Below are 20069 nucleotides of genomic sequence, written 5' to 3' on the forward strand. Positions count from 1 at the left end.
CTACCTCTCCTCACAAACCTCCTTCACCAAATCCCTCAGCACCTCTACACGTTTAGCAAGATACTCCAGATCTTCTTTTGCAATTGTGTAAGTCTTTTGATAACGTGCATCTATATAAGCTCTCTTGAGAAGCTCAAAGCGTGCTTTGCTTTCAGGACTTGTAAAAGGAAAAACTGTTTTAAATCTTTCATTGATTTGCGCTGCCATCTCTCCTAGCTTTTGTATATCATGGGTCTTGGGTCTGTAGCCTGTAAATACTAAGAGAACAGCAGTATAATATCTTTCAGTAGCCTGATGAAGTAAAAAAGCTGCTTCTTTAAAATCTGCCTTATTAAAAGCAAAGTTAAAATAATCTAAAAAGTTACTTGCACTTCCAAACCACTGCTCAAAATCCTCTTTAGCCTGCTTCTTCAGTTGCTGTTCATTCAACACACCCGGCTCTGCCAACTGGAAGTTCTGAGTATCATAAAGCAAAATACCTTCTTTGAGAATGTCAATAAAGAAATAGCTGTTCTTGCGGATCTCTTTGTTGACGAACTTTATGCCGTGATGTATAAGGCTTACCGGTGTTTGTAACGGAAGCTTCTTTACAGCTTCATCTGTTTTATACCAGCGGTTGCTGCGTCTTGGGCCGAGCTCTACACGAGAGATAACAAGTATATCAAAATCACTTTTGTATTCATAAGTAATGCCATCTTCCACATAGCGGTCTTCCACCCACTCATTGCGTGCATAAGATCCGAAAAGAATGATCATCTCCGGTTCAAATGCTTCTACAATAAGATCTCTTACAGAGGTAAGCTCTCCCTGCTTATGTACAGGAAGAAAGTCTATACTGGTTTTCAAAGATTGATAATAATTTTACGAAATCGAATATATCAAAAAAACATGTACAATGTTCAACAAAAAGGTAGGATTAGATATTTAGCTTACATATCAAAGCAAATGGACCTCATCCCTAACCCTTCTCCTAAAGGAGAAGGGAACAGTCCACGAAAATAATATGTGATTTTAAAACAGATATAGCTACTAACATACGCATTAAAGTCCCTCTCCTTCAGGAGAGGGATTTAGGGTGAGGTGCTTAATTGAAGGTCTTTCCAGGAACAACGGCAACTAACAACAAAAAGATAAAGATCTATATATGACACAATTGCAAGTATTTTTCTTATCTTTATTGCGCCAACAGAACGTGGTAGCAATACCACACTATTTATTTTTATTTAAGACTTTAGTGGTATTGAAATAGTACTACAGCATTAACTTATTGCCTGAGGATCCTGGTATCAGTAATGGCCAGGGGCACGAACTGCGTTCTGTTGGCAATCCTCGGGCAAACCATTTTTATACAAATGCCAGCAGAACCAATCAACCAGGTTATCCCGCAAGGCGGTGATATGCCCAAACGCCGGAAGATCAAGCTTCCGGAGAATTCAAAAATTAACAAAAATATCATTGATGAACTCGACGTCTTTTTAGAGGTCGTACCGGCAAAGAGACTCAGCCAAAGTCTGAGAGACATGTTTCTTTTATGTCTCAGTATGGACCGTGATGTTATGCTCGGATGGCCGTTTGAAAAAATGCCTGAAGATCTTTTCTTCTTGCTGCAATTCTTAGATGCAGCATCAGAAGAGCTTTCCGAAGCTAAAGCTGCATAGCGAATATGAATAGCCGGATGAGAGATTGTCCGGCTTTGTTTTTATATGCAAAAGATGATTTATTTAAAAAATCATCGATGAGTTTAGACCTTTACAAATGAGTTCCAGAATATTTATCTTTACTACTTGCCTAATATTCAAAAACTTACTATACTCGCATCATCAACCAGCAAGATCGCTATCAGAATTTTTAGTCAACTATTCTTGCTGCTTCCTTTTTGCTTTCAATTGAAAGAATAAAAATAATTTTCAACCTAAAAACACATTTTTAAAATGGAAAGAAATGTTAGTGCCGTTGTCACTGCTGAAGATCTTCAGAATGTTATTGGCCATCTGCAAGCAATAGAAAGCTTGTTACCCTTTTTAATTTCTTTAAGCATTGAAGAAAGGCAATCTCTTACCAAGCTCGGACCTAAAAGCGTAGACTTTGTGGGTGATGCAAATGAAACAGTAAAAACCTTCCCTTTTATCATGCCTCCTACATTTGATAAATCAGAATTCGGAAGGGACTCCGATCTTACAAAAATACTTATTACGATTAAGATGGGGGTCGATTCTTTGCAGCAAAAGCTGGATGATACTTTAATGGAAGTAGGCAGCGAAGCCATGACCAGCGCACTTGAAGTATATGCACAGGTGCAACTTCAAAAGGACAGTGTGCCAGGTTTGAGATCTGCTTATGAAAAACTAAAAGCAAGGTTTGTAAGAAGCAAACAGAAAAAAGATAAAGACTCTATAGTCGCAGGTTAATTTTCTGAAACACCAAAACTAAAAGGCTGCCTTTCGTATTGAAGGCAGCCTTTTTTTATTCCTATTGTCCCAGCTCTTTTTCTTAAAATAAGGAGTTTTCAACTATAAAACTTTAAATGAAAACTCCTGAACTTAAGCTTCCGAGCTTTTTGGTCAAATCTCCGAGGTATAAAGCTCGAATGACCGAGCTTTTTGCTTAAAACTCCGAGTTCGAAACTCAAATGTCCGAGCTTGTTGCTCTAAGCTCCGAGGTATAAAGCTCAAATGTCCGAGCTTTTTACTGAAAACTCCGAGCTCTGAAGTCAAATTTCCGAGCCTGAGAGGTCAAACCTCCGAGCTTTTTGCTCAAATCTCCGAGGTTCGAGGTCAAACGACCGAGGTTTTTACTTAAATCCCCGAGCTTCTGAGGTGAAATGACCGAGGTTTTTATTCAAAACTCCGAGGTCTGAGGTCAAATGACCGAGCTTTTTTAGCTCAAATCTCCGAGTTCTGAAGTCAAACCTCTGAGCTTTTAGCTCAAACCTCCGAAGTCCCTCTCAACAAATCAATGTCCTTATAATGAGTACATAAAAGTTCTGATCTATTGAACTATTTGAAGCATCTTTGATAATTAAATAAATTTGATATTTGTAATAAAAAATAAGACACCTATGAAGTATTTACTATCCATTTTATTATTAGTTTTTACTATAAGTTTTTCCAGTGCCCAGAACTTTAATAAAGATTCTTTGACAGGCAGTTGGTCAGTTATACACGTAACCGAATCCAATGACAACTTACCAGATGAAATCAAACCGATGATAGAAAAAATGAAAACGGGATTTATGAATTCTAAATTCAATTTTAAATCTGACAGTACGTTTGCTATTACTTTTCAAAAAGTGACTCCATTTACGAATGACCTTAAGAAAGTCCTGAACAATAAAGAATGGAAATACAATGATAATAAAAAGTTAATTTCCATTGGTTTAAAGTACAACAACTATAATAATATGCGTATGTACGTAAAAAAAACAGAAAGGAAAAGTATTTTTTACATTTAATGACACTCCGCTTATTTTAGAAATGAAAAAAGATTGACCTTCGATAATTTTATGAGAAGAAAATTAATGAGAGTCCAGAATGAGTCTACATCACAAAAAACTTAATGAATGAATAGCAACATAGAAATAACAGCTAATAAAAAATCAATTATACTACAAACTATCATTCTATGTAAAGCATTGCTTATCGCGGGATTATTTGTAATCATTCAAAAAATATCATACGTAACTGGTATTACATTTTTCTCTCTTTCTTTAATATCAATATATTTGATATATTCAAAAACCTTTAATCTCTCAATAACAAATCACTTAGTTAAAGTTTACGGGGCTTTTAGCAAGAAAATTATTATTGAAAATTTTCTTGCTAAGGATATTGTTATAAAAAGCTTTTGGACAAAACAAGAAGTTAAAAAACTAGCCCAAAAGAATGGAACGTCCCGATATGAAGCTAATTATCCTAGGGTAATTTTTCTAATCGGCAATCAAAAATTCGAATTTAGAAATATAACTCATCAAAATTTTGAACATCTAATAGATTACTCTCAGAATAACTTAAGTGAAGCCATTGATATATACATTAAAAGAGAACGCCAAAACGAGAAGAATACAGACGTTAAAAGGGTATTCTTAGTACTTGGGTTATTATTACTTTTCTTTGTTTTACTTACCCTAGAACAAAAATATTTTTTGTAAAGGCACCACGCATGGCGCCTCTAAGAACTTTAACACAGATCTATTATCCGACCATTTAATCATCCGACAGTATCAATAAATTATCCAGATTCATTCTCACATATTCTTCAGGCGAAGATGAGACGAGTGTGTACTGTACTCTCAGAATTTTTCTTGAAGCTTTTCCATCTGTTGCTTTAGTTCCACTGATCTCTCCACTGCTAGTATTCGTAGCACTGGTAGATCTCATATCTGAATATCTTATTGCTATTTGTTTCCAACCTTTAAAATCCAAGGGAAACATATAATTATAATAATTGGTAATATCTCTGTTGTTGCTTTTAAACTCTGAACTTTGCGCAACCAAAAGATTAAAATGTGCATTGGGATTTCCTTCCCCATATACATAAAAGAAAAACCATGTTTTATCCGGTGCAGATTTCGGGGAATCATCATAGGATTGATAAAATTCATCCTTTAAGCTTCTCACCAAACCACAAACAAATCCATCTCTTGTTTCATCCCTTCCTTCCATGAAGATGGAAGCCTTGCCTTGTGCAAAAACCTTTCTGTCAATATCTGCTTTGACTACTTCGTTTCCATCTAACGGTGAAATCCATAGCGGTTGTTGAAACTCAAAAGATTCACAGGGGCTTACTGTAAAGCAATGCCTTTTTACGAAAGATTTTATCTTCTTCAACTGCAAGGTGTCTGATATAAAGACATTGGTACCTGGGAAGGTTAAACCCACAATAACCTTTTCTTCCTGATTGAGATGAACAGTTTTTTCAGAAACAATTTGGGAAAGATTTTTAAGATCATTGGGGCCGCCTGTAATGACTATGCTATCAGAACTATTCCTGATTTTGAATATCCAATCTACCGTCTGGATAGATGGTTCTGATTGTAAAGGAAAATTATTCTGTGCTTTTTCCACCTCACCTGAATCCTGAGGAACTACAAATGTAGTTGTTTCTGCTACTACTACTGCTGTGGATGCCTTACTATAAGTGGATTCAATAAATAATAAGAAAGATGATAAAGCAATTAAAAAACCAGATTTGAAAGTCATTGATTTACTAAAACTTAAATGAAATATTAAAATTATTTTTTGATATAATTCGTTGAATTTTGAGCAGCATAGCATAATTCAATAATCAGAAAGGTCAATAAAAACCGAGCTGGTAACCTCCCTTTGGGTTATTTAATAGTTTAATACTTCAAAAAAAAACATTTATTATAAATGTACATTTTTTTTTACTTTTTGACAAATAAACATTAACCCATCTATTTATTTAAACAAGTATGCTCAGGTTACGTAAAATATGCTGGCATGTTTTGACTTCGAATCTAGCTATATCTAAAAAAATCTTAAGGTTACTTATAGCAGTTTATATATTGAATACTCTCAAAAAGATTTATCTTTTTAAGAGAGTGCAATTATGAATAAACCATTACATTTTACCTTATACAGCAACGAATTTAGGGGAAGTATCAACCCCGGGCAATTCTGGAGAATCCCAAGGCAAACCCCAAACGGATTGATGGAGGACCATTTATGGTATAAGGCTTATTGATGCATTTATAAAAACAGTTGCTTAAAAATTATGTCATTCAAAGATTCCGTTACTTCTTTTTTTTCTTCATACTGTTGTTCAACACGGCCTTGATGTTCATATTTAGGCAATACCTCCTGCCTGATCACCTGTTGAAAGATATTGCTATCTGTAGCTTTCTGGCATTGTGAAAGCTTTATTATGTTATCCATAAAAATGTTTATAATTCTATTTATTAAAGAAAGACACATACGCATGTATGCCTTTTTTAGTTGAAGACAGTTGAAAATATTTTATTTTTTATTTTTTTAAAATATTTCTCACACAAGTTCCAATTCATTCATACATCTAAAACGATATGTTGCTTTGAATAATAGACGCGCTGGCTTTCGAAAACTAAAAGCCTGAAAACGAATATTTTCAGGCTTTCAAACTTAAATCTTAAGCTACTATTTTATTTCTTCCAAAGCCAATCGATGCTTGAGTAGTACAAGCAAACTCCTTTTGATCCTGGTTATAAATCTCACTTACAGTCATGCTTTGAGTTACGATTTTTGAAAAGCCCAAAGAATCTGAAAGCTGCTGTGCCTTATCGACAGTGAGCTTTTGAAATTCATACTTTGCAATAAGTCTACCTTTTCTCATCAGCGCTTTATCTATTTTAGATATATCAGTATTAAAAGAGCATACCACCTGAATATTCAGGCAATCGGACAAAAGTCCATCACACAGATTTAGAAGATTAGAGATAGCACCATTAGATCCGCCCGACCTTTCCATGATAACGTTTTCAGCATCTTCTATAACAAGTACAGATTCTGAATAATATGATAGAAAAGAAAGAAATCCAGGACTTCCTATTTCATATACAAGATCCGGAGGCAAATAGATCATTCTCTTATTTATACTTGAGATCAAGTGCCTTATGTAGTTCGTCTTTCCTGTGCCAGGAAGCCCATGCAACAGAACAATACCTTTATCCTTCGGTTTGTTCAATCTTTCTTTTATAATCTTATCTATTTCTATAAAATCATCATTATAGTTTAACCCAAGATCAAGATTGGTATTCGGTATTTCAAACGAAGAAAGAGAAAGTGTGTCATCTTTACAGATCAGGTTAATCTCTGATTTTATCTCTTCTTTGATAATATAGCTTTTAACAAGCTCTTCCACTTCCCTTCTAAAACCAGAATCTGTTTTATATGAATATAAAACTTCAACAAGTTTAGCACCCGGATAACATCCCCAGTTTGAATTGAAAAAGATCATACAATGATTTCCAATATCAAACAATACATAACTGTGCCATACCTTATTCTTTTCCTGATCAAACGACTGCGACTTGATAATTCTATCTTCTGAAAGTGCATACTTTTCAATAAGGCAATTGTATAATTTATTTTTGTCAACATTCTTTATTCCCATTCTGCTAGGAATAGCATTAAAGGTTAAATAATAATATATGTAAGGCTGAATAAAAGCAGCCTTATCATACATATCGATATAAATTGATTTACCATCCATAATTTTAATTTTAACATTAATTAAATCTCTTATTGCATTCTTAAGCACTTGCAATAATTCAATAGAGCATGTACAACCCACTGAATTCAAACCCTTATTATTATCAGGAGATGAAGCATTATATTCTATCTTCATAATACTCATCAAGGATTTTATATACAGGTTTATTGTTAAGCGGATTGACATACTTTGCTTTTGGAGAATTTGACCAGTAGTTCTGTCTGTGTCCAAGCAATTTCCCAAGTTTTCCTTCCAGGTTATTTTTGATAAGATAATTCCTGATCTCGTCAGATCTCTGCTCCAGTATAGCATCTTTTACTTGGAGCAGTGTAATCATATTCGGAACGATTCTCAGTACATATCTCCAGGGCTCATTGAAAGTATACATTTTATATGGCTCTCCTTTTCTGTTCATTAAAACAGACTCAGTGAAATAGATCTTTTCAGATTCAGAGAACTTCGAGTCTTTCCATTCATATTCATAAAACTCTCTCAGCCTCTGTTCACGGTTCAGATAGATTTTTTTCCCGCGTTTGCGCCGCTTTACAAGAAACTTTTTCGAATCACTATATTGAGCAGTATTAATCTTTCTCAGCAAGTCTATATAAAATAATGCTCTTGGACTTCTTCTTACATCGTCTCTCAAAACGAATATCCTCTTCCAGCCTTTCTGTACCGGAGGAATCAATGGCTCATATCCAAGATTCCTGATTTGAACTCTTAACCTATTCTGTTCTTTATGTAAAGCAATCAGCTTTTTTTCTAATGCCTCTTTCTGCAATCGTTTTTTCTTTCTTGCAGATTGAATGCGTAAACAAAGGGTTATATCCCTTGTATCCATTTACAAATTCAGCTTAAAAATTGAACATAGGATTCCTGCCAGCCGCCTTGCAGCCAGAAAGAGATGCTCATTCAATTCACAAAAACGTATTGCTATCCTCAGAGACAATAAAGCTCTTGCTCAGTAATCAATTAAAAATTGAATTGAGAAAATAATGCTTAGTCGTGACAAGATGCCACAATAGAAACAACAAGGATATAAAGTATAAAACCTACTCCCGAAATCTTATGATGATTGTGAAAGAAAATAATATCCAGGCCTTGCTACACTAAGCAAAGAATCGAATGGGCGATATTTGGATAAATTCTAACATTGGTAACCTCCTGTTAAAAAGTGAATACTATTAAGGAGAAATAATATTACAAAGGTAATAATCTGAGTGAAATTTACAAAATAAAAATTCCTTCACTTACTTTTTTATAGATAGAAAAAGTCTGCTTCTCAGTGATGTCACTGAGAAGCACTTTTATACTTTATTGCAATTTCTCCATTTGAAAGCTGCTTTGTTGTTAAGACCTTTAATCTCTTTAAGCTCATTGCCCGTGGAGAAAACGGAATGCCTTGTCCAAACATAACAGGATAAACTATTACCCAGAATTCATCAATTAAATTCAGTTCGTTCAGTAATTGAAAGGCAGTAGGCCCACCGAACATCAATATACTTTTACCTTCCTGCTTTTTTATCTGAAGAATTTTATCTGCTATATTTCCATTGATGATCGTGGTATTATGCAAATCATTCTCTTTCATTGAGTTTGAAATCACGATTTTTTGAGCATCGTTATACCAGTTCGAATATTTAATTTCGCTTTCGCTTGCATCAGGTTTATTTCGGGCATCAGGCCAAAAGCTTTGCAACATCTGATATGAAACTCGTCCCATTAAAGCAGCATCTGCCTCATCAGTTAAACTACATATAAAATCCAGGTTTTCAGGACTGGGATTAAAATCATCGAACTCACCCCGCTTTCCCGCAACAAATCCATCAATCGAGGTATGTACTATTAAAATTATTTTCCTCATATGTTTTGTATGTTTATTCGTTAGTACTGATTACAAAGCTATAACTGTTTTTGTTTAATCTGGTAATGTTTATATTCTATATATCAATCTAATGAGAAAATTTACCCCCTGTTGAAAGGGAGACGCCAGCATGGCGTCTCTACGAGATGATTTCGGAAATTTTACTTTTATATCTGGAATATAAGCTGAACATTATCAGTCCACATCCAATTATAATCAGTACCCATTCCTCTGGTTCCGGGGTTCCTGAGACTTCTCCGAGTTTGAACGTTGGCTTAGACAATACTTCTTTCCCGTCTTCAACTTCTCTGTTAAATCGATCATCTTTACTTTCCATTTCATCCAATCGCTTGTGCTGAACTTCATTCACAAGCACTATCATAGAAGAGAACCTTGTTACAATGCCCGCTTTCAAGGCAATGGTATGAATAAAATCAAGATTACTCATATTGCTTTGACCTTTAACAGGTTTACTCATATTTATATATTGACGTGCTGCGAGCTTTTCAAATTGCGGCTGAGACTCTACTTTGCCTTGCTTTATTTTCCACACATACCCCTGCTCCGACAACAAATACTCCTTAGAAAGATTATACTTGTGCTCTAATTGCTTTTGTTGAAAAAGATCATTGATAGATAAATATGACTTCCCACCGGAATTTACAATTGTCTCCAAAAGTTCATCATCATAAGCATATGGCAGCTTACCATCCATGTGTACAAGATATACTGGAAAAGTGAATTCTAATGAAGACAAACCATCTTCACTGATTTCATAATCCCCCTGATCTGTTAGAAGCACAACTCCGTCATACTTCTTTTCTTTTCGCAGAGAGTCAAACTGATGAAGCATTTTCAACTGGCTTGAATTTCCCCAGTATACGAGTTCATCCGTATCTAAAGCTTTAAGCTGATCTTTTCTGGCAAACTGACCAGTCAGATAAACATCCGCCTCTTCATAGCCTTTCTCTGAAAGACCCTCAAGAATATCTTCCAGCTGCGCTTTATATTTACCAGTACTATATGATTGATCAATAATGAAAGCAAAAGAATATTTTTTATCATTTGCTTCTTCTGTTTTAGTTATTTCAGGAATCGCAGAAATAATGGTGCTATCATTGAAAGCAAAGACATGACTTTTTCTTTCCTGTATATTACTGCAAGGATGAGATACAGGAAGCCAGTCTTCATCGTTATTTTTTTCCGACTCTTTACCATTAACCAGAAATTCAGTATCTCCATCACAATATACATTCCTTTTTTGAAGCTGAAAAGGTAATGAATAGGTATTATCCAAATCAGCCAGCAACTGATAACTAAACCATAAATGGAACTCTGGACCTTCCTCTACAGTTACACTTCTTTTATCATAAATCCTGTTTTTAGGAAGTACAGGAAATGCTCTGAGACGGTATTGTCTTGGACCTACCTGTTCAAGCAATGATGGGTCAATGCGTTCTCTGACCTGTTCTTTATAAACCTGCTGAGCTGCACCTCTCGGAGACACTCTGTATGAAAACTTTTTCTCATTAGTATCGCTGATCCAAACGCCCGTAATTACTGCATGCTCAGGCAGACTAAAGTAATACAGAACCTCTTGTTGATCAAATGTATTGTTCCGATACACTTCATGGATTTCAACGTCAACTATCCCCTCCTGCTCTTTAGTCTTTATCTCTTGCTTGCTCACATGAACATTCTTTTCGTCTATATTTAACAAGCCTGCTTCAATCCCTTGTCTTTCCCAGGTTGACTTCAACGCGCTTTTAATGGCATCTCTTTCTGTCTTTTGAAGTGAGACATCAAAACATTTTTCATACAGCTCAGATGCAACTTTGGTGTCTTCATACATACTCTTTCCTTCATACAAAAATGGTTTCAGGAAAACGTTATGAGTAGATTGAAAGAACTTAAAATTAGATTTTTCTCCACCAAATGCACTTTTATATATGGCTTCTATATGATCATTCTTCTCTTCTTCTCCAAGATACCTATAGTTACTTAAATACGCATTTAACAAGCCGCTTTTGATTTCTTCAGCATTTGTACTTAGTTCTTTTATATCAGAATCCGAGAATGAATCTTTGTTCAGTCTTGACAAATAATCTTTCTGAGGCTGATTCCAATTCAACAGATAAAAAACCAAAAGATTCAGAGCGACAAAGGAACCAGTTATTGCCAGTGCTTCTCCTAAGGAATAAGTTTCAGAGTACCATTTTATTTTCTTATAAAACGAAGTAAAATAGTAATAAAAAAATGCCACAGGCAAGCCTAACAATAAGGTCATGGAATAAAATAAAAATACTAAGAAGATGATAACCAAAAATCCTTCACTAAATAAATATGAAATATTAGTGAGGTTAATTTTTGCCAAAGCTTTAATCAATCCTGCTAATGATGGAGGGATATAAAATATGAGCAGAAGTCCCACATAGGAACCTATTATCAGAAGTACTGAATTCAATATCAAAGAAAAACTCGCTGATAACTTTGTTGCCGGAGATTTCTCATTGATTAATCCATAGAAAAATACAGTCATCCCAGTTACAAAGAGGATAAACAAGTGCAAGGAACCTGCATGCATTTCTCTTACCAGAAATAATCTTAGAAGCAACAACAAAGTAAGAGGCACTTCCACTCCATAAAATAAGGCAACGAGTTTATCCTTACGATTACTGAATGCAGTTAGTGCCAAGGTTATTGACACCAAAGGAACACTATAAGCCAATATTGCTGTAATGATAAACTCAAAAGGTGAAAACCCTAAAAAAGCATCTCTGATAATAAAGATTACAAACCCAGTACTGATTTCAAGGGAGGCAAAAAGTATGAGGTACAAAATATTCCATGACCAAAACAGGCCATAAGAAAAAAACTTACTTTGAATTAACTTTTTCATTGTTATTAACGGTTAAAAATTCATTTATCATTAAATTCATTTGCATGGATAATTCTTTGAACTCTTCCGGATAAGGCTCCGGAGACTGATCGAGTAATATTGAAATCATAACCCAATCATGCTCGCCATTCTTTATATCCGTCCAGACTCTGGAAGCGTGATCATGTGTTACTTGTCCTGAAGACTGAAACCAATAACAGGCCTTTTGAGTGGTATTATCAAGGGAAAGCAGAGTCACCGGAAAATTCGGAGTGATCAACCTTGTTTCAGATTTTGTAATTGAAAAGCCGTTAGCCTGAGTACACAGGTCCGGAGGATGATGCCCTCGCCAATTGTTTGTATATACAATAAGACAAGTTCCGGTTAACTTTCTTAATGAAAATTGAAACTTCTTACCTGAACTGTTATCTCTTTCAAATGCTTTATACTCAGCCATAGTGATAGGGATTTCTTGAGCTATAATATCTGCAGGCCATTGCAATTCCAATTGAGGAAGATTTGTAGCTGGCTTTGAGATAAGCATTGTCCAAGATAAAAGCGTGAATAAAACTGCGGCCGAAAAGAGTGCAGGAAGATTAACAATGGTTCTATTCTTAGGCAAAGATTTTCTTACTGCTGTTATTGAATCTTCTTTGGATGGCAGATGATAATGCAGCAAGAACCATGTGATGATACAGGAAAATAAAAAGCCCGCAATTCCCAATGGTATATGGACAATCCCTGCAATTACTGGGCGATCCAGCACCGTCTCAATGAAGACTATAGTAATAATTCTTATAAGATTAAAACTATAAATCAGCAAATTTAGAAACATGAAATACTGCAGCCATCTGAAATTAATCTTCTTGTTCTCTATCCAGCTTATTGTAAAAAAGAACAGCCAGCTTGTCCATAAACCGTTAAGGCCGCTGCATGCGGAGCTTACCTCAGCTGATCTGTTCTCAATCATAATGATGGTTTCTTTACTGACTTCGCTAATATTAAACCAGGAAAGGAATGAAGTAACAGACCCTGCTGCAAAAAGCCTTAGAGGAAAACCCAGGTATACATCTAGATGCGGGCCCAGAGGTAATGTCTGAATTAATAAAAACGTCGGAAGTATTCCCTTCTTCCAGTTTTCATAAGTCATAAAAAATCCTGATATGCTGAACAGTGCCAGAAAAAACAGACCACATGAAAGCATATTAATCCTTGCATAGATCTCTGACAATGCATAAGCTACCGAAACAGAACATAGTAATATAAAAGGCATCCACCTAAACTGAATATGTAAAAGTTCTCCTTTGGGTAAGTTATTCAAGTGTCTGATTAGAAAGAACACCACCAGCAGCAGCAGAATCAGATTAAGAACAGAGTAACTTTCAAAAATACTTCTGGTAAACCAGATCAAAGAAGGCAGATATAAAAATATTATACTCATGGAGAATAACAGAACAGCGAATAATGGCGCATATCCTATCCTCCGAAACATACCTGGAATTAGCAAATTAGACCTCAACAGTCCCTCTGTGATATTCATTCTATTCAATTATTCATTAAAATAAAAAGTACTTTGAATTACAAAGTTCAAGAAAAATTTCAATAAAAAAATAACCTGATCATTATTTTTTTTTAAAAACAGTTAAATAAATGATTTCAAATCGGTTGAAGGTTTAAATACCCAATAATAAGAGCTAGAGTAAGAATAAAATACCTCCAATCAATTAGATATGTAATAATGAAAGTATCTATTAACTGAAAAATTTTAATGCAGAAATGACGTGATTTAAAATGAATTCTACACCTTAAAAAACACTCTGAATGTGGTTCCTTTTCCCTCACTACTATCCACCTCAATTTTACCACCTGCATTGTCAATGATTCTTTTCACAATATACAAGCCAACACCTGTACCTTCAACGTGAGAATGAAATCTTTTGAACATGGTAAAAACCTTATCAAGCTGATTCTTTGGAATACCAAGACCGTTGTCCTGAACTGAAAATATCAGGTAATTATTTATACGTTCAGTCTTAATCAATATTTCGGGTCTGATATCAGAATGCCTGTATTTTAAAGCATTGCTCACCAGGTTGTGAATGATACTTCTGAAATTCTTTCTTGAAAAACGAAATCCAAATCCCTCATTCAAATCAACAATAATTCTTGCCTGGGTAGATTTAATCTGCTCCTGATACAATAGTTGTATTTCTTCAAGGACTTCTTCAAAATATACAAACTCAATTTCTTCTTCAACTTCTTTCTGTACCTTACTGATTTCAGTGAGCTCCTGAATGGTATTTTTAAACCGGTCTATGGATGATGACACAAGTTTCATGATATCTCCGAACTCTTTATTTTTATTCACATCATCACCCAACGAAAACTTTAGAGCATTGATAAGTCCTTCAATATTGGAAACAGGTGCTCTAAGGTCATGAGAAGCTGTATAGATGAAGTTATCGAGGTCGTTATTTATCTTGATAAGAAGTTCATTTTTCAAGGCCAGCGCTTCCCGGTTTTTTACCTGTTCTGTCACATCATAAGCAAAAATAAAAATACCATTGATACATCCATTCTCTCCATGCATTGCATAAATAGCAAATGTAAAGTAGTATGTTTCTATGATGCCAGACAGAGGATTAAACATCGGATAAGGAAGTTCTATTCCAATATATGGTTCACCTGTATTATATACTATATCTAACTTTTCTATAAAGTCCTGACCCGAAGTTTTCGGAAACACATCTATTGCATGAAGCCCAATAACGTTGCGATTTCCAAACAATCTTTCAACAGCAGGATTGATGAGCTCAAACTCATGACCTGGTCCTTTCAATGTACAGACTATTGCAGGAATCAGATCAAAAAGATTTTTTAAAAGCTGTCTTTGAATTTCGGAAGAGTTGTAAACCAGTCTTTCCTTCTCAACTATTTTCAGACGTTCAAATTCTTCCAGCTTTCTCTCGTTGATGTCATTCAATGAACCGAACCATGATATTACTGTTCCGGAAGAATCCAATAGTGGCTGAGCTTGCAGAAGGAACCATCTGTAGGTGCCGTCAAAGCGGCGACAGCGTAATTCAATCTCAAAAAATGATTCTTTAGTTACAGCATCCTTCCATATAACCTTGTATTTTATCTCATCTTCAGGATGGACAAACTGCCAATCACCTTCAATTGAAGCCCTTTTATCCAGGTTGCCAGTATAATCAAACCACTTATCGGAAACAAAAGTGATATGACCTTCTGAATTTGCAGTCCATATGTAGGAAGGAACAAAATTCGCCAGCTTACGCCAATTTTCTTCACTTTCCTTTAATTTCTTCCTTGCTTCTACCTTTTCAGTTACATCAAAAATCTGAACATAAATTCCATAGACAGTACCCTCATCCAGTATGATAGCCTGGTAAGTGAAATCAAAAATCCGCTCTTCCTTGCCACCTTTCTTAGCTGGCATTTCAGAGCCTGTAAATGAATTTCCTGTTTCATAAACAGAATCAAGCACCTTGGTAAGTCCCATTTCTGCTAGCTCTGGAAATACTTCGCGCACAGAACGTCCTATGATCTCCTTGTCTCCCACCAAAGCTTGATATGCTGGATTTACATAGTCATACAGATGATCTTTCCCTTTAAGAATACAGATCATTGAGGGATCTTTATGAAATACCCCTAACAAATGTTTTATTGAGAATTTAGACAAACTTGTTACGGACATCTGTTTATGTTAAAAATAGATTACAAACAAAAACCAATCATTGAGATCAATAAAACAAAAAATAAAAATATTAGTTAAAAAATATTTCACTTTTCATAAAATTAAATCTTCATTATTACCAATGTAAACTCACCCATCAAAAATAAACTCTTAACTTCCAAACCTTTAATCATTCAATAAAACTTATCTATATCTAATTTTTCCTGGCAGATATTGCTTCATTAAATACACTATATAAATTTTGCTTCATTAAGAAAAAAGATTCTTAATGCTTATTATGATAATGCTATCTCAAAACAAATCTATTTGATTTATCAGTTTAAAATATAACTTAAAATTAGCTCCCTCTCCTTCAATACTCTCTACTTCTATTTTACCATTGGAATTTTCCATCATTCTTTTTACAATATAAAGACCTACCCCTGTTCCCTCTACATGGTCATGGAATCTTTTAAACATAGTAAAAACCTTACCCAGGTGCACTTTGGGGATACCCAGACCATTATCTTTTACTGAAAGTAAAAGATAATTTTTATTTTTTTGGCCAGTTAAAACTATCACCGTTTTTTGATTTGGCTTTCTATATTTTAAAGCATTGCTTACGAGATTGATTATTATGCTTCTGAAATTTTTCCTCGAAAAAGAGAAACTAGCTTTAAGATCCCAATGAATTTCTATACTGGCTTCAGAAGCTTTGATAACATCTCTGTAAAGAAATCTGATTTCCTCCATCACCTCTTCTAGATATGTATAATCAATAACCTCCTCAATGTCATTTTGAACTTTGCTGATATCAGAGAGCTCCTGCAGAGTATTTTTAAATCGATCTATAGAGGTTGATACATATTTCATTATGGAATTAAACTCATCATTTTTTTTTACTTCATCACTTAAAGAAATTTTTAGAGAATTTATCAGTCCTTCAAGATTAAACACAGGTGCTCTTAGGTCGTGAGAAGCTGTATATATAAAGTTATCAAGGTCATTGTTAATTCTGACAAGATGTTCATTTTTAAGTGCCAGCATCTCTCTTGTTTTCACATGCTCTGTTGCATCACAGGCAAATACAAGGATTCCATTGATGTTCTTCATTTCATCGTACATTGCATAAAAGGAACAATTGAAATAAAAAATTTCAGGTTCAAGACTGTAGTCTTTGGCAAAAGCATAAGGAATTTCTTTACCTACAAAGGATTTACCTGTTTTAAATATTTTATCTAAATGTCTTATTAATCCTTGTTCCAATACTTCTGGCAAAGCATCTTTTGCCGATTTTCCAAGGAGTTGTCTGTGGCCAAAAAATTTTTCAACAGCAGGATTAATAAATTCGAGCTTATGATCAGGACCTTTAAATGTACATATCATTGCGGGAATCAGATTAAACAAATTCTCAAGCATTTGCCTTTGAATTTCTGAAGATATAAACAATTGTTTTTCTTTAGCTTCGGACTTTTGTTTTTCAACTTCCGCCGCCTTTCTTTCATCTATATCAATGAGTGAACCAAACCAAGAGCTTACTCTTCCTGACTGGTCCACCATAGGCTCAGCCCGCATCAAAAACCACCTGTAGGTCCCGTCAAATCGCTGACAACGGATTTCATTTTCTAAAAAACTTCTATTTTTTATAGCTTCCCCCCATTTGATTTTTGCATGAAATCTATCCATAGGATGAATGCATTGAAAATATTCATCATCCGTTAATTCTGCGTTACCAAGCCCTGAATACGCTCTCCATTTTTCAGATACAAAAATTATCTCTCCTTCAGTATTTGCTTTCCAGGTAAAGGATGGAACGTAATTGGCAAGCTTACGCCAGTTCTCCTCACTTTCTCTTAACCTGCGTTTATTCAGCATCTTTTTAGTAACATCTTTTGCCTGCACATATATACCATAGATTTGGTTATCTGAAAGCTTTATGGGATAATGAAGGAGATCAAAAAAGCGCTCCTCATTATTAATCTGTGCAGGCATTCCATTAGTACTGAATGCATTACCGGTTGTATATACATAGTCAAGAATTTCTATAAACCCCTGCTCTGCAAGTTCAGGAAAGACTTCTCTAAACGGATAACCTAGTAATTCCCTTTCCATCACCAAATTCTGATATGCGACATTAACATACTCATATATGTGATCTTTTCCCCTCAAGATAGAAATCATAGCAGAGTCTTGATGAAACACTCCAAATAAATGTTCAAGTGATAATTTAGGCTGAAGCTCTAAATACATTAAAATAAAAATTTAAAAGTTGACAGATAAATAACACTCATTGGTCGATGAAAAAACTAAAAACTGAATTATTAGTTAAAAAGTCAACCAAAATTTTACAAGTAGGAAGGCCTGAGGAGAGCTATAATGGCGGGTTCTGAACAATTAATTAATATTCAACCTATTAAAAAATATCTTGTTGTATTATTAAATTAAAAAATTAATCAGGAGCTTTATAATAAAAACAGATAAACATTAAATAAATAAATAAATAAATAAATAATAAAAATGTCTTTTTAAACAAGACTATTCAGAATAGCCTGACACCGCAACCTTTGATCATCGTTCTACTTTTAATACGTTTATTCAGAAGGATATAAAATCAAATTTGAGGAAATGAAAAAAATCTAATAAAAAAATCAGGAATAGATTAAGCTGAGTTGCTTATTTCCATTCCTGATTAATAGTGTAATATGATTACTCTGCAGCGGCTGATGCTTCTGTTTCTATTTCAGCACTTGCTTCTATTTCTTCACTTGCTTCTGTTTCAGCGCTTACTTCGATTTCAGAATTGGCTTCAATTTCTTCATTCGCTTCTGTTTCTGTCCTTGCTTCTGCTTCGGCCAACGCTTGTCCTAACGGTTTTAAGTTAGGTTCAGGCTCATGATATGGAAGAATTTCTACAATATTCGTAGTGATAATTTCAAGTATCTGATAATCTGAAGTAGAGTCTGAAAAAAGATCTTCTACACGGTCGTACGCTTCTCTTACATTATTTCCGTTTACCAGAATCATTTGTTTTAACTTCTTCTCCTTACCTGCTTTTTCATCAAGAGATGTGATAGCCACTTTACACTTATACCAGGTAAGTCCTTCCTCATTGATCACCAGTTCATGCACACGATATTTGCTTACAGTAAGCAGAACAAATTCTCTGAAGTTAGATCCTATTTCGTCATACACCCTCGCTTCAGCATCGGTGAAGCTTACTGCATCAATTAAATATACTTCAGTAACAGTAGTAAAACCTCCGTTCTGATCTTCTCTATTGTACTTGAATTTACACTCAAACCAGGTTGCCATAATAACTAATGATTTTTAGATTTAGAGAATAAAGTTAATCTTTCTCCAACTAAAAATCATCTGACATCAATAAAATTTTATCCACTCAGATTAACATGTAGATAAACAAAAAGAACTCCGTTCCTGGAGTTCTCGACAACATCAGTTCTGTTTTTCTGATTATCTCTTCTTGGCAAAATAATATCCTAATCCTGCTCCTACAGCCAACAAAGAGAATACCGATGCTATTGTTTTTGCCGCTCTGAATGTATGTCCATTATTCGAAGCATGATTTTCAGATAATTCATTTTTAATATAAATGTCGTCTTCTTTTATTTTTTCTTTTTCAAAAACTTTGATAAGCGTATCTAATCCACTGCGCAGCGAGCCTTCTGAAACTGGCCTTCCCTGTCCCATTCCAGCCACCACAGGGTTCAACGACTGAATTTTCTTCAAAGAAGTGCATACTATTAATTTATTTATATTGTAATGAGCCGGAGGGCCTTGTATTTCCGGATCTTCCGATACCGCAATCGGTGGTATGCTGAGCTTTTGTTTTGAAGTAATGATATCTCCCGCAATCAAAATTTTATCTTTAGGTCTGAAAAAAGATACGTGACCAGGTGATATTCCTGGTGTATGAATGTATCTCCAGCCCTCCAGTGAAGGCACCCAGCTTTCAGGCAAAGGCATAATGTGATTACTAAAATTCAGAGTTTTACCGGAATACAATTGAAGCAGATAAGCCATGGCAGCACTCCCGGCAACAGTTTCAGGAGGCGGAAAGTTCAAATCACCTGTTAAATAAGGAATTTCCAAAGGATGAGCAAAAACTTTTAAATCTGGCCATTTTTTTAGTAGATCAGGAACCCCTCCAACATGATCGAAATGCCCATGCGTAAGAAGTAAAGCCTGAGGAGGGTTGTCTTTCCCAAACAATTTGGCGGCTTCTTTAATAATTTTCTTTCCGGAACCAGTTATTCCTGCATCAATGATAGTCCATGGGTTTCCTTCCCCTGGCTCTCCGATCAAATAAAAATTAACATTAAGACTTTTGAAACCTCTCACGTCTTCAGCCAGCTCGTATCGGTTCCTCCTTCTCAACAGATCCAAAACCATTCTCGTCCTTATTT

Annotated in this window: 17 protein-coding genes; 5 read left to right on the forward strand and 12 right to left on the reverse strand. The window is 34.9% G+C overall.

Annotated features, from left to right (window positions below):
• Window positions 1–846 carry a HEPN domain-containing protein gene (locus K350_RS0114570; RefSeq protein WP_028980539.1) on the reverse strand — a complete coding sequence of 282 codons (846 nt, stop codon included), beginning with the start codon at window positions 844–846 and terminating at the stop codon, window positions 1–3.
• A gap of 506 nt (window positions 847–1352) precedes the next feature.
• On the opposite strand from K350_RS0114570, the gene K350_RS0114575 reads away from it, so the two are divergent.
• The 4 genes from K350_RS0114575 to K350_RS0114590 all read left to right on the forward strand — a co-directional run bounded on the left by K350_RS0114575 (window position 1353) and on the right by K350_RS0114590 (window position 4147).
• Window positions 1353–1658 carry a hypothetical protein gene (locus tag K350_RS0114575; protein WP_028980540.1) on the forward strand — a complete coding sequence of 102 codons (306 nt, stop codon included), beginning with the start codon at window positions 1353–1355 and terminating at the stop codon, window positions 1656–1658.
• 273 nt (window positions 1659–1931) lie between these two features.
• Window positions 1932–2408 carry a hypothetical protein gene (locus K350_RS0114580; RefSeq protein ID WP_037575754.1) on the forward strand — a complete coding sequence of 159 codons (477 nt, stop codon included), beginning with the start codon at window positions 1932–1934 and terminating at the stop codon, window positions 2406–2408.
• 650 nt (window positions 2409–3058) lie between these two features.
• Window positions 3059–3451: a DUF5004 domain-containing protein gene (locus K350_RS0114585; protein WP_028980542.1), complete on the forward strand. Its 393-nt coding sequence runs from the start codon at window positions 3059–3061 to the stop codon at window positions 3449–3451.
• Window positions 3452–3559: 108 nt separating this feature from the next.
• A complete protein-coding gene (locus K350_RS0114590) occupies window positions 3560–4147 on the forward strand; it encodes a hypothetical protein (RefSeq protein WP_028980543.1) in 588 nt (195 codons plus the stop codon).
• Between the two features lie 55 nt (window positions 4148–4202).
• Here K350_RS0114590 and K350_RS0114595 read toward each other — a convergent pair whose 3' ends face one another.
• Window positions 4203–5198, reverse strand: coding sequence for a CIA30 family protein (locus K350_RS0114595; RefSeq protein ID WP_028980544.1), 996 nt, complete (start codon window positions 5196–5198; stop codon window positions 4203–4205).
• Between the two features lie 370 nt (window positions 5199–5568).
• On the opposite strand from K350_RS0114595, the gene K350_RS32995 reads away from it, so the two are divergent.
• Complete coding sequence (locus K350_RS32995; protein WP_281169240.1) at window positions 5569–5703, forward strand: hypothetical protein; 135 nt, start codon at window positions 5569–5571, stop codon at window positions 5701–5703.
• 5 nt (window positions 5704–5708) lie between these two features.
• Here K350_RS32995 and K350_RS0114600 read toward each other — a convergent pair whose 3' ends face one another.
• From K350_RS0114600 to K350_RS28920, 10 genes are all read right to left on the reverse strand, one after another.
• Window positions 5709–5894: a hypothetical protein gene (locus K350_RS0114600; protein WP_028980545.1), complete on the reverse strand. Its 186-nt coding sequence runs from the start codon at window positions 5892–5894 to the stop codon at window positions 5709–5711.
• Between the two features lie 229 nt (window positions 5895–6123).
• Window positions 6124–7341 carry an AAA family ATPase gene (locus K350_RS31290; RefSeq protein WP_051313155.1) on the reverse strand — a complete coding sequence of 406 codons (1218 nt, stop codon included), beginning with the start codon at window positions 7339–7341 and terminating at the stop codon, window positions 6124–6126.
• Window positions 7325–8047: a hypothetical protein gene (locus K350_RS32535; RefSeq protein WP_051313156.1), complete on the reverse strand. Its 723-nt coding sequence runs from the start codon at window positions 8045–8047 to the stop codon at window positions 7325–7327. The genes K350_RS31290 and K350_RS32535 overlap by 17 nt, the downstream gene beginning before the upstream one ends.
• Window positions 8048–8497: 450 nt before the next feature.
• Window positions 8498–9070, reverse strand: a complete 573-nt coding sequence (locus K350_RS0114615) for a dihydrofolate reductase family protein (RefSeq protein ID WP_028980546.1) — start codon at window positions 9068–9070, stop codon at window positions 8498–8500.
• A gap of 139 nt (window positions 9071–9209) precedes the next feature.
• Window positions 9210–11969, reverse strand: coding sequence for a TIGR02921 family PEP-CTERM protein (locus K350_RS0114620; protein ID WP_028980547.1), 2760 nt, complete (start codon window positions 11967–11969; stop codon window positions 9210–9212).
• A complete protein-coding gene (gene xrtO / locus K350_RS0114625) occupies window positions 11947–13488 on the reverse strand; it encodes an exosortase O (protein WP_028980548.1) in 1542 nt (513 codons plus the stop codon). Before xrtO ends, K350_RS0114620 begins: the two co-directional genes overlap by 23 nt.
• A 258-nt stretch (window positions 13489–13746) precedes the next feature.
• Window positions 13747–15666, reverse strand: a complete 1920-nt coding sequence (locus K350_RS31295) for a PAS domain-containing sensor histidine kinase (RefSeq protein WP_051313157.1) — start codon at window positions 15664–15666, stop codon at window positions 13747–13749.
• 291 nt (window positions 15667–15957) lie between these two features.
• Window positions 15958–17895, reverse strand: a complete 1938-nt coding sequence (locus tag K350_RS31300) for a PAS domain-containing sensor histidine kinase (protein WP_051313158.1) — start codon at window positions 17893–17895, stop codon at window positions 15958–15960.
• 456 nt (window positions 17896–18351) lie between these two features.
• The gene (locus K350_RS28915; RefSeq protein WP_051313159.1) at window positions 18352–18957 is read right to left on the reverse strand and encodes a DUF4494 domain-containing protein; all 606 of its coding nucleotides are present in this window, start codon (window positions 18955–18957) and stop codon (window positions 18352–18354) included.
• 159 nt (window positions 18958–19116) lie between these two features.
• Window positions 19117–20055, reverse strand: coding sequence for an MBL fold metallo-hydrolase (locus K350_RS28920; protein WP_051313160.1), 939 nt, complete (start codon window positions 20053–20055; stop codon window positions 19117–19119).
• Window positions 20056–20069 lie beyond the last annotated feature (14 nt).

Source organism: Sporocytophaga myxococcoides DSM 11118, assembly GCF_000426725.1.
In the GTDB taxonomy this organism is placed as follows: domain Bacteria; phylum Bacteroidota; class Bacteroidia; order Cytophagales; family Cytophagaceae; genus Sporocytophaga; species Sporocytophaga myxococcoides.

Bases quoted from the DNA above. Each gene is read 5' to 3' on its own strand.
- K350_RS0114575 (WP_028980540.1), top strand. From the start codon at position 1,353: ATGCCAGCAGAACCAATCAACCAGGTTATCCCGCAAGGCGGTGATATG.
- K350_RS0114580 (WP_037575754.1), top strand. From the start codon at position 1,932: ATGGAAAGAAATGTTAGTGCCGTTGTCACTGCTGAAGATCTTCAGAAT.
- K350_RS0114585 (WP_028980542.1), top strand. From the start codon at position 3,059: ATGAAGTATTTACTATCCATTTTATTATTAGTTTTTACTATAAGTTTT.
- K350_RS0114590 (WP_028980543.1), top strand. From the start codon at position 3,560: ATGAATAGCAACATAGAAATAACAGCTAATAAAAAATCAATTATACTA.
- K350_RS0114595 (WP_028980544.1), bottom strand. From the start codon at position 5,198: ATGACTTTCAAATCTGGTTTTTTAATTGCTTTATCATCTTTCTTATTA.
- K350_RS32995 (WP_281169240.1), top strand. From the start codon at position 5,569: ATGAATAAACCATTACATTTTACCTTATACAGCAACGAATTTAGGGGA.
- K350_RS0114600 (WP_028980545.1), bottom strand. From the start codon at position 5,894: ATGGATAACATAATAAAGCTTTCACAATGCCAGAAAGCTACAGATAGC.
- K350_RS31290 (WP_051313155.1), bottom strand. From the start codon at position 7,341: ATGAAGATAGAATATAATGCTTCATCTCCTGATAATAATAAGGGTTTG.
- K350_RS32535 (WP_051313156.1), bottom strand. From the start codon at position 8,047: ATGGATACAAGGGATATAACCCTTTGTTTACGCATTCAATCTGCAAGA.
- K350_RS0114615 (WP_028980546.1), bottom strand. From the start codon at position 9,070: ATGAGGAAAATAATTTTAATAGTACATACCTCGATTGATGGATTTGTT.
- K350_RS0114620 (WP_028980547.1), bottom strand. From the start codon at position 11,969: ATGAAAAAGTTAATTCAAAGTAAGTTTTTTTCTTATGGCCTGTTTTGG.
- xrtO (WP_028980548.1), bottom strand. From the start codon at position 13,488: ATGAATATCACAGAGGGACTGTTGAGGTCTAATTTGCTAATTCCAGGT.
- K350_RS31295 (WP_051313157.1), bottom strand. From the start codon at position 15,666: ATGTCCGTAACAAGTTTGTCTAAATTCTCAATAAAACATTTGTTAGGG.
- K350_RS31300 (WP_051313158.1), bottom strand. From the start codon at position 17,895: ATGTATTTAGAGCTTCAGCCTAAATTATCACTTGAACATTTATTTGGA.
- K350_RS28915 (WP_051313159.1), bottom strand. From the start codon at position 18,957: ATGGCAACCTGGTTTGAGTGTAAATTCAAGTACAATAGAGAAGATCAG.
- K350_RS28920 (WP_051313160.1), bottom strand. From the start codon at position 20,055: ATGGTTTTGGATCTGTTGAGAAGGAGGAACCGATACGAGCTGGCTGAA.